Origin of the sequence: Rhodopseudomonas palustris BisB18, from assembly GCF_000013745.1 — a bacterium.
Lineage (GTDB): Bacteria > Pseudomonadota > Alphaproteobacteria > Rhizobiales > Xanthobacteraceae > Rhodopseudomonas_A > Rhodopseudomonas_A palustris_F.
Genome location: NC_007925.1, coordinates 5,288,554 through 5,303,510, shown reverse-complemented (window position 1 = coordinate 5,303,510; position 14,957 = coordinate 5,288,554). Strand labels below are relative to the sequence as shown.

Here is a 14,957-nt window from a genome sequence, read left to right as displayed (position 1 = left end):
TGGATTCTTAGCCGTTCGCTCCAAGCCTTGAAAAATCGGCGGTTTGTGCCGCGGCCGACTGAGAGGGAAGAGACCGCCATGGTTTACCGGCGCACCCAGCAAGTCGTCAAACGTCTTGCAGCTCGCCGCCAGGCGATTCTCTCCGCCGCGCGAGAGACCGCCGCCGAAGGCGGTATGGCGGCCGTGCAGATCGCCCCGGTCGCGACCCGGGCGCGCGTCGCCGCCGGCACTGTGTACCGTTACTTTCCCTGCAAGGCCGACCTGATCTCCGAACTGATCGCCGAGGTGTCGCGCGACGAACTGGCGGCGATCCGCCGCGCCGCCGATGCAGCACCCGGACCGTCCTCGGCGCTCGCCGCCGCGGTCACCACGGTGGCGGTACATGTGCTGTCGCATCGCAAATTGGCCTGGGGCATTTTGGCCGAGCCGGTCGACGTCGACGTCACCGCGTCCAGGCTCGCCAGCCGCCGCGAAATCGCCGGCGAGATCGAATTGCGCATTGTCGCCGCGGTGCGCGCCGGGCATCTGCCGGCGCAGGATACGGCACTCGCCGCCACCGCGCTGCTCGGCGCGCTGCATGAATCGCTGGTCGGGCCGCTGGCGCCGGACAATCTCGACGACGCCGGCCGGCTGCGCGACGCGGTGCAGACCGTGACGCTGTTGGCGCTGCGCGCGGTCGGCGTGATGGACGCCCGCGCCCGCGGCCTGGTGGTACAGGCGGTGATGCCGGCGCGGATTCTGGTCGGCGCCTGACGACGAGAACGGCTACTCACGACAAAAGAGTGCGGCGATAGCCCGCGCCAAGCCTGGAGGACGCAGCATGTCGATCAAGATGCCGGAGCCGGATCAGGCCGTGCTGGCGCGCCGCGACGAGATCGTCGCCGCCTTGCGCAAGATCGTGCCGGGCGAGGGGGTGATCTCCTCGGCCGCCGAGATGATCCCTTACGAGTCCGACGGGCTGATGGCGTATCGGCAGCCGCCGATGCTGGTGGTGCTGCCGGACACCACCAAACAGGTCTCGCAGGTGCTGAAATATTGCCACGCCAACGGCATCCGCGTGGTGCCGCGCGGCTCCGGCACCTCGCTGTCCGGCGGTGCGCTGCCGCTCGCCGACGGCGTGCTGCTGGGCTTAAGCAAATTCAAGCGGATCCGCGAGATCGATTTCGACAACCGCGCCGTGGTGGTGGAGCCCGGCGTCACCAACCTCGCGATCAGCCAGGCGGTCGATCACCGCGGCTTCTACTACGCGCCGGACCCGTCGTCGCAGATCGCCTGTTCGATCGGCGGCAACATCGCGGAGAATTCCGGCGGCGTGCATTGCCTGAAATACGGCATGACCACCAACAACGTGCTCGGCTGCGAGATCGTGCTGATCAGCGGCGAGATCATCAAGGTCGGCGGCAAGACCGCTGAGACTTGCGGATACGACGTGATGGGCATCATCACCGGCTCCGAGGGCCTGCTCGGCGTCATCACCGAGGTCACGGTGCGGATTCTGCAAAAGCCCGAAACCGCGCGCGCGCTGATGGTCGGCTTCGCCGATGTCGAGGCCGCCGGCGAATGCGTGGCGCGGGTCATCGGCGCCGGCATCATTCCGGGCGGCATGGAGATGATGGATCGGCCTGCGATCCACGCCGCCGAAGCTTTTGTCCACGCCGGCTATCCGCTGGATGTGGAGGCGCTGCTGATCATCGAACTCGATGGTCCCGGCGTCGAGGTCGACGAGCTGATCAGCCGGGTCGAGAGCATCGCGCTGTCCTGCGGCTCGACCACCTGCCAGATCTCGATCTCGGAGAAGGAGCGGCTGCTGTTCTGGGCCGGCCGCAAAGCGGCGTTCCCGGCGGTCGGGCGGATTTCGCCAGACTATCTGTGCATGGACGGCACCATCCCGCGCAAGCAATTGCCGCTGGTGTTGCGCCGGATGAAAGAGATGTCGGAAAAATACGGCCTCGGCGTCGCCAACGTATTTCACGCCGGCGACGGCAACCTGCACCCGCTGATTTTGTACGACGCCAACAAGCCCGGCGAGATGGACAAGGCGGAAGCGTTCGGCGCCGACATCTTGCGGCTTTGCGTCGAGGTCGGCGGCGTGCTGACCGGCGAGCACGGCGTCGGCATCGAGAAGCGCGACCTGATGCCGGAGATGTTTTCCGAGATCGACCTCAACCAGCAGCAGCGGCTGAAATGCGCCTTCGACAAGGACGGCCTGCTCAACCCCGGCAAGGTGTTTCCGACGCTGCATCGCTGCGCCGAATTGGGCCGCGTCCACGTCCATGGCGGCAGACTGGCGTTCCCGGACATTCCGCGGTTTTGAAACGTCCAGGCCTGCCGCGCGTTCACACCTCTCACAGCAAAGATCTGATCGTGGAAACTCTGAAGCCCCGCGACGCCAAGGATGTCGAAGACGCGGTGCGCGCGGCGATCGCCGGCGAGCAGCCGCTGGAAATCGTCGGTCACGGCACCAAGCGCGCGATTGGCCAGCCGATGGCGACCAATGCGCTGCTCGACCTGTCGTCGCTCAACGCGGTCAAAGACTATGAGCCGAACGAGTTGATCATCACCGTGCAGGCCGGCGCGCCGCTTGCGGACGTCAAGTCGCTGATCGATTCCAAGAACCAGCAATTCGCCTTCGAGCCGATCGACACCTCCGGCCTGCTCGGCACCGCGGCGGACGAAGGCACCATCGGTGGCATGATCGCCGCGGGGCTTGCCGGGCCGCGGCGGATCAAGGCCGGCGGCGCGCGCGACCATCTGCTCGGCGCCCACGCGGTGTCCGGCTTCGGCGACAGCTTCAAGGCCGGCGGCCGCGTGGTGAAGAACGTCACCGGCTATGACCTGTGCAAGCTGCTGGCGGGCTCCTGGGGCACGCTGGCGGTGATGACCGAGGTGACGCTGAAGGTGATGCCGCGCCCGGAGAGCGAACGCACGCTGCTGCTGCGCGGGCTCGACGACCTCAAAGCCAACGCGGCGATGACGCAGGCCCTGGGTTCGCCCTATGACGTCTCCGGCGCCGCGCATCTGCCGGGCTCGGTGCTGCGCACCACCGCCGCGCCGCTCGGCGAGATCGGCGCGCCGGATCAGGCGCTGACCTTGATCCGGCTGGAAGGCATCACCGCATCAGTCGTGCATCGCGCGGCGTCGCTGGCCGCGCGGCTGGCCTCGTTCGGCACGGCCGAGATTCTGGAAGATGCCGCGTCAAGCGCGGCTTGGGCGGCGATCCGCGACGTCGCGCCGTTCGCAGCCAGTGGCCCGCGCGCGCTGTGGCCGGTGTGGCGGATCGTCTGCCCGCCGGCATCCGGCGGCAAGTTCGGCCAGACTCTGGCGCGGGAGAGCCAGGGTGAGGTGGTTTATGACTGGGCCGGCGGGCTGATCTGGGCGGCGCTGCCGCCCTCGGTCGATGCCAACGCCAAGATCCTGCGGCAGCGCGTCGAGGCGATCGGCGGCCACGCCACGCTGATCCGCGCGCCGGAGCCGGTGCGCCAGGCGGTCGACGTGTTTCATCCGCAGGCGGCGGGCCTGGCCGCGCTCGGCCAGCGGGTGCGCGCCAGTTTCGATCCGAAAAACATCCTCAATCGCGGCCGGATGCTGCGCGGAGCCGCGACATGAAAACCGAGTTCAACCTGGCGCAGCTGGCTGATCCGGACATCGCGGTGGCCGACGGCATCCTGCGCGCCTGCGTGCATTGCGGCTTCTGCACCGCGACCTGTCCGACCTATGTGCTGCTCGGCGACGAGCTCGACAGTCCGCGCGGCCGCATCGTGCTGATCAAGGAGATGCTGGAGAAGAACGCGCCGCCGACCGCCGAGGTGGTGAAACATATCGATCGTTGCCTGTCCTGCCTGGCCTGCATGACCACCTGCCCGTCCGGCGTGAACTACATGCATCTGGTCGATCAGGCGCGCGCCCGGATCGAAAAGGACTACACCCGGCCATGGCCGGATCGGCTGGTGCGCGCCGCTTTGGCCTGGCTGATGCCGCGGCCGGCGCTGTTTCGGCTCGGCATGGTGGTGGGGCGTTTGGTGCGCCCGCTGGTCAATCTGCTGCCCCTGCCGCACGATCTGCGCAAGCCGACATTGCTGAACCGGGTCAAGGCGATGCTGGCGCTGGCGCCGGCTCATCTGCCGCCCGCAGGGCCGTCCTCGGGCACTGTGTTTCCGGCGCTCGGACCGCGGCGGGGCCGCGTCGCGCTGCTGCACGGCTGCGCCCAGCAGGTGCTGGCGCCGCGCATCAACACCGCGGCGATCCGGCTGCTCACCCGCCACGGCATCGAGGTGGTGCTGGTGCCCGACGAGCAGTGCTGCGGCGCCTTGATCCATCATCTCGGCCGCGACGTGCAGACGCTGGCCTATGCGCGGGCCAACATCACAGTCTGGATGAAAGAGGCCGAGCGCGGCGGGCTCGACGCCATTCTGGTGACGACGTCGGGCTGCGGCACGGTGATCAAGGACTACGGCTTCATGCTGCGCGAAGACGCCGAATTCGCCGCATCGGCTGCCAAGGTGTCGGCACTCGCGCAAGATATCAGCGAATATGTCGCCGCGCTCGAATTGCAAAACCCCCTGCAGCGCAGCGATCTTGTGATCGCGTACCACTCCGCCTGCTCGTTGCAGCACGGCCAGAAAATCCGCGAGCTTCCCAAAGAATTGCTTTCCAAGTCCGGATTCGTGGTGAAAGATGTGCCGGAGAGTCATCTGTGTTGTGGTTCGGCGGGCACGTACAACATTCTCCAGCCTGACATTGCGGGAAAACTTCGCGACCGAAAGGTCGCCAACATCGCAACCGTCAAGCCGGACATGATCGCCGCGGGCAATATCGGCTGCATGGTGCAGATTGCCAGCGGAACGTCGGTCCCTGTGGTGCACACGATTGAACTTCTCGATTGGGCGACCGGCGGCCCGCGTCCAGGATTGAACTGATCCACAGGGGTCCGTGCTGGACGCGCCTTGCTTGAACGCTCGCTGGCCGGCGCCAGCGCAACAGAGTGATCAGCGCAACAGGAGGACCACGATGGCAAAGAGCAAAAAAGACAAGAAGGGGAAAAAGGACAAACAGCAAAAGAAGGACAAGAAAGCCGCCAAGCTTTTGCTAGCGAAGAAGTCCGCCAAGAAGTCCGCCAAGAAGACCTCCGAGAAGGCCTCCAAGAAGGCCGCGAAGAAAGCCGCCGGCAAGACCGTCAAGAAAGCCTCCAAGAAGGCTGCGAAGAGTTCGGCGAAGACGTCTGCGAAGCGACCGGCCAAGGCCTCGGCCGCCAAGCCGGCCAAGAAGGCCGCAAAGTCGGCCGCCAAGCCCGCCAAGCAGGCTTCCAAGGCGCTTTCCACCGCGGCTTCCAAGTCGATCACCAAGGCGACCAACAGGACGACCAGCAAGGCTTCGGCACCGCCGAGCGCGCCGGCCCCCGTTGCCAAGGCGGCCAAATCGCTGGCCAAGTCGCTGGCCAACTCGCTCGTCGGTTCGGTGACAAAGTCGGCCGCCAAGACCGTCGCCGAGACCGTTGCCAAAACGATCGCCAAGCCGGTCGCAAAGCCGGTCGCAAAGTCGGCGGCCGAGCCGGCCGCGCCGGCTGCTGCGTCGGCGCCGCCGAGGGTGGCGGCGAAGCCATCCCCGCCGCGCAAGCCCCGCCCCCGCAAGCCCGCGACGGTGGCCATCCCGGTCACCGAAGCGCCGTCGGCGGACTGGACTTCGGAGCCGGCCGCCGCCGCCGCGCCGCCGCCCGCCTTCGAGGATGACAGTACCAGCACGGCCACGCCGGACAGTGAAACAGTGCCGGCCAGCGAACCCGCGCCCGATAGTCCGCCGCCGTCCGGCGAGTCTTCGGACGACGAAGAGACCGCCGAGCCTGGCCGTCGGTCGGCGGCCGGCGTGCGCGACGAGACCGATATCGCGCTGGAGTGACATCGCGCTGCAGTGACATTGCACTGCAGTGACACTGCAATCACTCCGCCGAATTGCTCACGCCAAAAGGCCGCGCATCGCGCGGCCTTTTGCGCGACTTGGTCGGCTCTGGCCGCCGGCGATTCGCCTCCGGCTGCGTCCGGTCGGCTAAGCCGATTGGAGCTGCGACTTTCGGGTTACGGACACCGGAGTAACGACTGGCAAGTGCGGTTAGTTTTGTTGTCATAATGCAACACCGCAGGACAACCTTCTTTGAAACGTTCAAAATGCTCAAAAAGTCGGCAGCTGCTTGAGTTTTTCGCTTCACGGATCGCCCGGGCCAAAGCAGATTGGCGTCAAGTTTACGCAATGTGCAGCAGTCGATTGTCGGTCGGGCCTTGGGGCACCGGAATTGGACTGTCTTTCAAGTGATGGGGATCGTCATGAACAAAACTATGTTGTCGGTCGCAGCGGTGCTGGCGATTGGGGTTGGCTCGGCTCAGGCTGCTGATCTTCCCGCGAAGGTCTACACCAAGGCGCCGCCGGTCGTTGCGTTCGACCCGTGGGATGTCGCCTTCGGCGGCGCGATCATGAGCGACTACGTGTTCCGCGGCATCAGCCAGTCCAACCAGAAGCCGTCGGTCACTGCCTATTTCGAGCCGCGCTACAACATCAACCCGAACCTGCAGCTCTACGTAGGCTCCTCGTTCGAGAGCATCTCCTTCACCAACCGCGCCGCTGCTGAAGTCGACATCTACGGCGGTATCCGCCCGACCTTCGGCCCCGTCGCGTTCGACTTCGGCGTCTGGGGCTACCTGTATCCGGGTGGAAAGTGCGCGGACTCGCTGATCGCCCCCGGCGCCTGCCCGCTGGCTCTCGATACCGTTTATGTCGCCAACGGCAACATCATGAAGAAAGACGTGAGCTTCTACGAAGCTTACGGCAAGGTGAACTACACCTTCAACGACACCTTCTCGCTGGGTGCCACCGCGTTCTATTCGCCGAACTTCCTGAACTTCGGCACCGAAGGCACCTACGCCTCGGTGGTCGGCAAGGTGATCGTGCCCCCGACCTGGTTCGGGACCAGCGGGATCGGCGCCTTCGTGTCGGGTGAGTTCGGCCGCCAGTGGCTGGGCCGCACCGATGGGTTCTACGGCAACATCGTGCTGCCGGATTACAACACTTGGAACGTCGGCCTTGGCTTCACCTACAAGGTGTTCACCCTCGACCTGCGCTACACCGATACCGACCTGTCGAAGGGCAATTGCCAGGCGATCACCAGCGATTTCGGTTCCAACGGTGTGGAGTCGAACTGGTGCGGCGAGCGCTTCACCGCCAAGCTGTCGGCTGACGTGACCCTGCAGGCGGTCAAGTAAGTTTCCTCCCGAGACTTCTCAGAAGGGCGGCAGCAATCTGCCGCCCTTTTTGTTGTGTGCCGTCGTCATTGCGGAGCTTGATCCGGTCCGCGGGCTTGCTCGACGCGCCGGAGCCGTCGTCTGAGAACGTGGGTTTCCATCTCTGAGCTTGTCCTATGCGGTCACCCGTGTCCCGGGCCCGATGCGGCACGCAGTGCCGCTTCGCAGAACCGGGACCGTTCCGAGCGCTGCGTTCCGTAACGGCCCCGGCTCTGCAGCGCACCACGCCGCAAGAGCGGCGCGTTGAGCTGCGTCCGGGGCACGCCTTCCATCGACTTCATCTACCGCGGTCGGCCAAAGATCGGCCGCGCTGGCAACGACGAACTCCAACGCCCGCACGCGATGCGCGCATGATGCGGCAGCGTCTTCCCTTCAGCTACACTCTCACGCCGGCAGCCTGACCTGATCCTTCAGCGCGAAGTGGCTGCCGTCGCGGGCCAGCGTCATGTCGCGCTGATGGAAGGCGTTGAGCGTCGAGCGATGCCCGATCGAGACCACGGTGGTGCCCGGCAGCCGCTCTGCCAGCAGCCGGTAGAGCGCGGCTTCCGACGGCTCGTCCAGCGAGGCGGTGGCCTCGTCGAGGAACAGATAGTCCGGCTTGTGCAGCAGGGCGCGGGCGAGGCCGAGCCGTTGCTGTTCGCCAAGCGACAGCATCCGGTTCCAATGGGCGTGTTGCTCGAGCCGCGAAGCCAGCGCCGGCAGCCCGACCGCGGTGATCGCCTCGCTCAGTTGCGCCGCGGCGTAGCTGCCGGTTTCCGCCGGGTAGCTGACCGCCGCGTCGAGCGGCCCGACCGGAAAATACGGCCGCTGCGGCAGCATCATCAGCGTGGCGCCGGTCGGCACCACGACGCGGCCGGAGCCGAACGGCCAGATCCCGGCGATGGCGCGGAACAGCGTTGATTTGCCAGAGCCCGACGGGCCGGTGATCAGCGTGCGCTGGTCGCCGCGCAATTGCACGCCGTCGGCGCTGACCAGCGCGGTGCCGTCCGGCAGCTTGACCGCCAGCTTGTTGAAGGCGATGCCGGAGCTCTCGGCGGTGGCGACGTGAACCAGATCGGCCTCGGCGGCCAGCGCGGTCACGGTCTCGATCGAGCGCTCGAACCCATCGAGCCGCGCCACCACCGCCTGCCATTCCGCCAGCGTGCGGTAGGCGGTGATGAAGAACGACAGCGCGTCCTGCACGCTGCCGAAGGCGGAGGCGGTCTGCATCATCCCGCCGAGCTGCACCTTGCCGGCGAAATACGCCGGCGCCACTAGGATGTAGGGGAAGATGATCGAGGCCTGCGAGTAGCTCGCGGTGAACGCCGTCAGCTTCTTGGTGCGGGTCATGATGCCGAGCCAGTTTTCCACCACCCGGGAAAATCGCACCGCCAGCCGCTCGCGTTCGGCGGGCTCGCCGCGCAACAGCGCGATCTGTTCGGAGTTTTCGCGGGCGCGCACCAGGTTGAAGCGGAAATCCGCCTCGAAGCGCTGCTGTTGGAAGTTCAGTCCGACCAGCGGCCAGCCGATCAGGTGGGTCAGCCAGGTGCCGATGATGGCGTAGATCAAGGCACCCCACACCAGATAGCCGGGAATCGGAATGTCGCGGCCGAACACATGCAGCGGCGCCGCCTCCGACAGCCCCCACAGGATCACCACGAACGAGCCCAGCGTCACGATCGAGCTCAGCAGCCCGACGCCGAGCGCCAGCGTGCGTTCGACGAACAGCTGGGTGTCCTCGGCGATGCGCTGATCCGGGTTGTCGGCGGCGTCGCCCAAGAGCTGCATCTGGTAATGCCGGGCGTCGTGCAGCCAGCCGCCGAGATAGCGCTCGGTCATGAAGCGGCGCCAGCGGATCTGCAGCCACTGGTTCAGATAGAGCTGGTAGACCTTGAGCGCGATGAAGATCGCCGCCAGCACGCAGAAATACCCGATCTGATAGGTGAAGACGTCGAAGTTCTTCTCCTGCAGCGCGTTGTAGAACACGTTGTTCCAGCGGTTGAACAACACCATCAGGCCGACCACGGCGAGTTCGATGGCGATCACCGCCGACAACAGCCCCCAGGCCATCCATTTGTCGTCGGAACGGTAATACGGCGCCGCGATCCGCCAGACGGTCGCGAGGGTGGAGCGGATATTGTTCACCAGGGGCTCTCCGGAAGGGCGGGGGCGAAGCCGCGAATTATAGACGAAAGTCGTACGTATTTTGACGGACGCCAGCTTGTCGCAGGCTTCGACTCAACCCTACCATGCCGGTAACGGCGAGGGGCGGGAGCCTTCCCAATTCGCGAGCTTGTGAGCGGCGCTCGGCACCTGCCGAGATCCCAAGCAAACGTGTCTTGCTGCTCCCCCACCCTGCCACGTCGCCGAACCGGCAAACGGTCGGCGCGCTCAAAAAAGACCATGGGGAGGCCTGCGATGTGGAACCAGCTCTATAATCCGCTCGGCAATGCCGCGTTGTCGACCATTGTGGCGGCGATCCCGGTCGTCACGCTGCTGGTGTTGATCGCCAGCGGCAAGGTCAAGGCGCATCTGGCCGCGATCATCGCGCTGATCCTGGCCAATCTGGTGGCCATCTTCGTCTTCACCATGCCGGCCAACATGTCGATCCGGGCCTCATTGCTCGGCGTCGTCACCGGGTTCTTCCCGATCGGCTGGATCGTGCTCAACGTCATCTTCCTCTACCGGATCACGGTGGAGGCCGGCCGGTTCCAATTGCTGCAGCGGGCGATCGGCGGCGTCACCACCGACCGTCGGCTGCAATTGCTGCTGATCGCCTTTGCGTTCGGCGCGTTCTTCGAAGGCGCCTCGGGCTTCGGCACCCCGGTGGCGATCACCGCGGCGATCCTGATCGGGCTCGGTTTCTCGCCGCTGGCGGCGTCGGGCCTGTCGCTGATCGCCAACACCGCGCCGGTGGCTTACGGCGCGCTCGGCACGCCGATCCAGGGGTTGGCCTCGGTGACCGGCATCGATCCCTATATCCTCGGCGCGATGGTGGGGCGGCAATTGCCGTTCTTCTCGCTCTTGGTGCCGTTCTGGCTGATCTGTGCGTTTGCCGGCTGGCGCGGCATGATCGCGATCTGGCCGGCGATCCTGGTCACCGGACTGTCGTTCGCGATCCCGCAATTCGTGATTTCGAACTACATCAATCCGTGGATCGTCGACATCGGCGCCTCGCTGATCTCGATGGGCTGCCTGATCCTGTTCCTGAAAGTCTGGCAGCCGAGGGAATTGTGGCTGTCGGCAAAGCTGCGCGGCAAGGACGAATCCGCCGCCACCATGGCGGCGCCGAAGCCGATGGACATCACGCCGCTGACCAGCGCGCAATTGTGGGGCGCGCTGCTGCCGTGGATCATCGTCTGCATCGTGATGCTGATCTGGGGCAACGGCGCGTTCAAGACCTGGGCGAATTCGATCTTCACCTTCGCCTATCCGGTGCCGGAACTGCACAACATGATCAACAAGGTGCCGCCGGTGGCGGCGCGGCCGACGCCGGAGGGCGCGGTGTTCGCCTTCACCTATCTGTCGTTCACCGGCACCGGGATGCTGATCGCGGCGATCATCTCCGGCGTGCTGATGGGCTTCTCGCCGTTGAAGATGATCAAGGAATACGGCCGCACCATCCGGCTCTGTGCGATCTCGCTGATCACCATCTCGGCGATGTTGGCGATCGGCACGCTGACCAGGCTGTCCGGCGTCGACGCCACCTTGGGTTTGGCGTTCGCCGCCACCGGCGTGCTGTATCCGTTCTTCGGCACGCTGCTCGGCTGGCTCGGCGTGGCGCTGACCGGATCGGACACCGCCTCCAACGTGCTGTTCGGCAATCTGCAGAAGATCACCGCCGAGCAGCTCGGGCTGTCGCCGATCCTGATGGCGGCGGCCAATTCGTCGGGCGGCGTGATGGGCAAGATGATCGACGCGCAATCCATCGTGGTGGCCTCCACCGCCACCAATTGGTACGGCCACGAGGGTTCGATCCTGCGCTACGTGTTCCTGCACTCGATCGCGCTGGCCTGTCTGGTCGGTGGCTTGGTGACGCTGCAGGCCTACGTCTATCCGTTCACCGCGATGGTGTTGAAATAGTAGATGACGCGGCTGCCGATTGCTTGGTGCGCATCATAGATGCAAAGCTGTCATCCCGGGGCACGAGCGGCGCAAGCCGCGAGTGAGCCCGGGATCCATAACCCCCGCAGGGGATATAGATTCCGGACTTGCTCGTTCTTGCGAACTCGCAATCCGGAATGACGGCTTCGGCGTGGGGTCGCGGCATCGCACCCTCGACGTTCACGCGCAATGCGCTGATCGAATGCTCCCGCGCTAGCCAAGTCCGCCCGCGCTCGGTAGAACGACCGCCCATCGTAAATTGCTTCGAGAGGTCGAATGCCGTCCATCATCACGTCTTTGCAGGCGCTGTCCGTTGCCGCGATCGTCGCGTTGGCGGCGCTGCCGGCGCAGGCCCAGCAAGAGTTCCCGTTCGGCCTGGAGATGACGCTCGAGGCTGCCCCGCAGCCGGGATCGAAGCGGCTGCCTAGCCTGGAGATCGGCGACAATGGCGAGGTCCGGCTGGAACTGTGGTGCAAGGGCGGCAAGGGGCAGTTCTCGGTCGCCGGCAACACCGTGATCTTCGTGCCCGGCCCGCTCGAGCAGCGCGATTGCCCGCCGCCGCGCGCCGCGCTCGACGACGCGCTGGTCGCGGCACTCTCCGAGGTCGCGACCTGGACCCGGCAGGGCGATATCGTCACCTTGCAGGGCGCGCAGCCGCTACGGTTCCGCATCAACACCAACTGACGCCGCGCGCTAACGCGGCTGCGACACCAGGTCGGCGCACAGCGCTGCCGATTGCACCACGCCGCTATAGCCGCCGAACCCCGCATAGGCCGAGGCGAGATACAGCCCCGGCACCACGGTGCGCGGCGAGCGGTCGGCGCCGCTCCCCGGCAGCGGCGCAAAGCCATAGACCGCGCCCTGCGGCGCGTTGAGATATTGCTGCACCGACAGCGCGGTGTTGAACGAGGAATGCGTCACCGCGGCGGCAAGGCCGGGATACTGTGCGTCGAGCGCGGCGACGATGGCAGCCTGCCAGCGCGCCCGCCTGGCGCGATAGGCGTCGGCATCCTGCGCGCTCCAATTCGCGACATCATCCGGGCCGACCACCGACAGCACGTAAGGCGGCGCCGGCACGCCGGAGTCGATCGCGGCGTAATCGACGATCGCCAGCGGCGGCAATTTGCCGGCCGGCTCCCCGGCCATCAGCGCGGTGCCCTGCGCGTAGTCGGCCAGCGACGTCATCCAGTCCGGCAGCAATTGCGTTGAATAGGCGCTGACGCCGAAGTCGCGTGGTGGCTTTGACAGCCCCAGCGTCAGCGCGAACAGCGAGATCGATGACGGTTGCAGGGCGTAGCTTTGTGTCAATTGCTCCCCGGCGTCGGCCGGCAGCATCGCGGCCAATGCGGACGGCGCGGCGTTGCCGATCACTTGCGCGGCCTCGACGGTCTGCGGATCGCTGCCGTCGCGCGCGGTGTGGACCACGCCACTGACCGCGCCGTTCGCATCCAACGTGATGGCGCTGACGACGCGGCGCAACAGCACCTCGCTGCCGGCGCGCATGATGACACGCGCCAGCGCGCTCGATAGCCGTTGCGAGCCGCCCTGCACATAGCGCGCGCCGCTGCGCAGGAAGGCGGCTTGGGCGCCCGCGAATTGCCGCCAGCCCAGCGTCGCCGGGTCATCGTGATAGTAGCCGAGATTAGCCGCGACCGCGCATTTCACCGCCTCGTCGGCGCCGAACAGCTGATCAAGCTTCTGCGCCAGCGACAGCGAGGGGTCGGCTTCGGCTTCGGTTTCGAGTTCGTTGAACAGTTGTTCGATGCCGGCGCGCGCTTCGGGAAAACCCGCCAGCAAAGCGGCGCGGGCCGCGGCCAGATTGTCCGGCAGCACGAACGGCTGCTTGAACGGGCCGCCGCGCACCTCGTAGAACGAACCGGCCGGAACCCATTGCACGGCGTCGAGCACGCCCGCGCGGCTCAGCGCATCATGCTTCGGGTCGCGGGGCTCGTGCGGGTCGGAGGTGGCGTGCAGCGAGCCTTCGACGAACAGGTCGCCGACCTTGTAGCTCGAGGCGGCGCCGCCGACCGAATTGCCGCGCTCGATCACCACGACCTTGCGGCCCTCGCGCGCCAGAATAGCACCCGCCGTCAGGCCGCCCAGCCCGGCGCCAATTACCACAACGTCCATGCGCGCCATCAAACGGAAAACCCTGCCAAGAAGCCTGCCAGGCTCTCTGTCGAGAACGCTGCCGAGACATGTCCAATTTGCAGCGTTCATTGCCGCTCAGCCGCGGCATGTCAAACAGGCAGAATCCGGCGCCGTCGACTTGCGTGATTGCCGTTCACTTCCAGGCGGATTTGTCCGGGTCCCAGCGCTGGCCGCGCAGGTCCCTGGCCAAGGCATCGAGCGAGCCGTTGTCGTCCTTCGGCTCGGCTTCCTCGTCGCTGCTGGTGGCATCGGTGAGCCCGAGTTTCGGCCCTTCGGTTTCGTCGGCGGTGGCGATCGAGGGGCTGGAGACCCACAGCATCATGTGATCGGTGGCGCCCGGCTTGTCGGGTCCGGCCAGCGCGGTGACTTCGATGGTTTCGGTCAATCCCAGCGCCGGCATCACCTGGCTCGGCCGCTTGAAGCTCAGCGTCAGCTTGCCGGTGTCGTCGCTCCACACCGAGGATGCCAGTTTCGCCGACAGCGTCTTGCTCAGCACGTCGGAGATCGCGGTGGAGAGCTTGTCGCGATTGAGCTTGTCGGCGTCGCGCCACTCGGCGGCGGGAAACCGGATGGCGCGGCCCATGTCGATGATGCCGCTGGTCCAGCCGGCCGCGACCACGCCCGGCGTGGCCTTGGCGCGGGCGATCAGCGCCGCGGCGCGGTCGGGGTCGACGCTGATGTTGATCACCTGTTCGCCGGCGCGCAGCGCGTCGCAGCCGACCGTGAGGCTGGCCAGCGACACCGCGACGTTCTGGCCCTTCAGGGCTTTCAGGAACTCCACCACCGTGCCGAGCTTGACCCGCACCGCGATGGCCTCCGGCGAGACCTCGGTGAAGTCGCGCGGCGCCACCGCGATGCTGTCGTCGGTGGCCTGGTTGTCCTGGTATTCCTTTTCGCTGAGATCGGCATTGTCGGTCGACGACACCTCGGTGACGGTCTTGCCGATGCCGACCTGGCCCTTGAACTCGAAAGTATCGCCGGTCGGCTTGCGGGTGAGCTTGATGGTGACCGGCAGCTTGTCGCCGAGGCTTTGGGTGGAACCGGTGAGGGTCTGGCCGCTCACCGCGAGGTCGGCGACGAAGCGGTCCTTGCGGTCGCTGCCCTTCTCGGCGGGATAGCAGACGTCGAGCGTGGCCGCGGTGACGGTCTTGCCCTGGCGGGTTTCCTTGAGGATGACGTCGGCATTGCCGTCCATCAGCCCGTCGAGCGAGGTGAAATACCGCGTCTCGGTGGTCGGCGCCGCCGCCTTGGGTGTGGCCTTGGTCTGCGCCAGCGCGATCTCGGAGGCGGGCATCAGGCAGATCAAACCGAAAACAAGCGCGCGCATGGGACATCCTCGCAGGCTAAAATCAAACCGGGCGGTGGGCGTTGGTGGCGCTGAATGAATCAGACCAACGCCCTCCTACCAAATCCGCTGCGTCAATGGCGAAAAAACCG

General features: G+C 66.1%; 11 protein-coding genes. 8 read left to right on the top strand and 3 right to left on the bottom strand.

Annotated elements, in window-relative coordinates; genetic code table 11:
• Positions 1–78: 78 nt before the first annotated feature.
• The 6 genes from RPC_RS23755 to RPC_RS23730 all read left to right on the top strand — a co-directional run bounded on the left by RPC_RS23755 (position 79) and on the right by RPC_RS23730 (position 7,247).
• Positions 79–753: a TetR/AcrR family transcriptional regulator gene (locus RPC_RS23755; RefSeq protein ID WP_011475136.1), complete on the top strand. Its 675-nt coding sequence runs from the start codon at positions 79–81 to the stop codon at positions 751–753.
• A gap of 67 nt (positions 754–820) precedes the next feature.
• Entirely contained in the window at positions 821–2,314 is a 1,494-nt protein-coding gene (locus tag RPC_RS23750) for an FAD-linked oxidase C-terminal domain-containing protein (RefSeq protein ID WP_011475135.1), read from the top strand.
• Positions 2,315–2,364: 50 nt separating this feature from the next.
• Complete coding sequence (locus tag RPC_RS23745; RefSeq protein WP_011475134.1) at positions 2,365–3,606, top strand: FAD-binding protein; 1,242 nt, start codon at positions 2,365–2,367, stop codon at positions 3,604–3,606.
• Positions 3,603–4,916: a glycolate oxidase subunit GlcF gene (glcF, locus tag RPC_RS23740; protein ID WP_011475133.1), complete on the top strand. Its 1,314-nt coding sequence runs from the start codon at positions 3,603–3,605 to the stop codon at positions 4,914–4,916. The genes RPC_RS23745 and glcF overlap by 4 nt, the downstream gene beginning before the upstream one ends.
• 91 nt (positions 4,917–5,007) lie before the next feature.
• On the top strand, positions 5,008–5,892 hold the full coding sequence (locus RPC_RS26405) for a hypothetical protein (RefSeq protein ID WP_011475132.1): 885 nt from the start codon (positions 5,008–5,010) through the stop codon (positions 5,890–5,892).
• Positions 5,893–6,314: 422 nt separating this feature from the next.
• Entirely contained in the window at positions 6,315–7,247 is a 933-nt protein-coding gene (locus tag RPC_RS23730; RefSeq protein ID WP_011475131.1) for a TorF family putative porin, read from the top strand.
• Positions 7,248–7,670: 423 nt separating this feature from the next.
• Here RPC_RS23730 and RPC_RS23725 read toward each other — a convergent pair whose 3' ends face one another.
• A complete protein-coding gene (locus RPC_RS23725) occupies positions 7,671–9,410 on the bottom strand; it encodes an ABC transporter ATP-binding protein/permease (RefSeq protein WP_011475130.1) in 1,740 nt (579 codons plus the stop codon).
• Between the two features lie 273 nt (positions 9,411–9,683).
• On the opposite strand from RPC_RS23725, the gene RPC_RS23720 reads away from it, so the two are divergent.
• Together RPC_RS23720 and RPC_RS23715 are read left to right on the top strand one after the other, a co-directional pair.
• Entirely contained in the window at positions 9,684–11,348 is a 1,665-nt protein-coding gene (locus tag RPC_RS23720; protein WP_011475129.1) for an L-lactate permease, read from the top strand.
• A 297-nt stretch (positions 11,349–11,645) separates the two neighbouring features.
• Positions 11,646–12,053 (top strand): META domain-containing protein, encoded by a 408-nt coding sequence (locus RPC_RS23715; RefSeq protein WP_011475128.1) that lies wholly within the window; start codon positions 11,646–11,648, stop codon positions 12,051–12,053.
• Positions 12,054–12,062: 9 nt separating this feature from the next.
• Here RPC_RS23715 and RPC_RS23710 read toward each other — a convergent pair whose 3' ends face one another.
• Positions 12,063–13,508 (bottom strand): phytoene desaturase family protein, encoded by a 1,446-nt coding sequence (locus tag RPC_RS23710; RefSeq protein ID WP_011475127.1) that lies wholly within the window; start codon positions 13,506–13,508, stop codon positions 12,063–12,065.
• A gap of 145 nt (positions 13,509–13,653) precedes the next feature.
• Positions 13,654–14,847 carry a hypothetical protein gene (locus RPC_RS23705; RefSeq protein ID WP_011475126.1) on the bottom strand — a complete coding sequence of 398 codons (1,194 nt, stop codon included), beginning with the start codon at positions 14,845–14,847 and terminating at the stop codon, positions 13,654–13,656.
• Between the last annotated feature and the right edge of the window lie 110 nt (positions 14,848–14,957).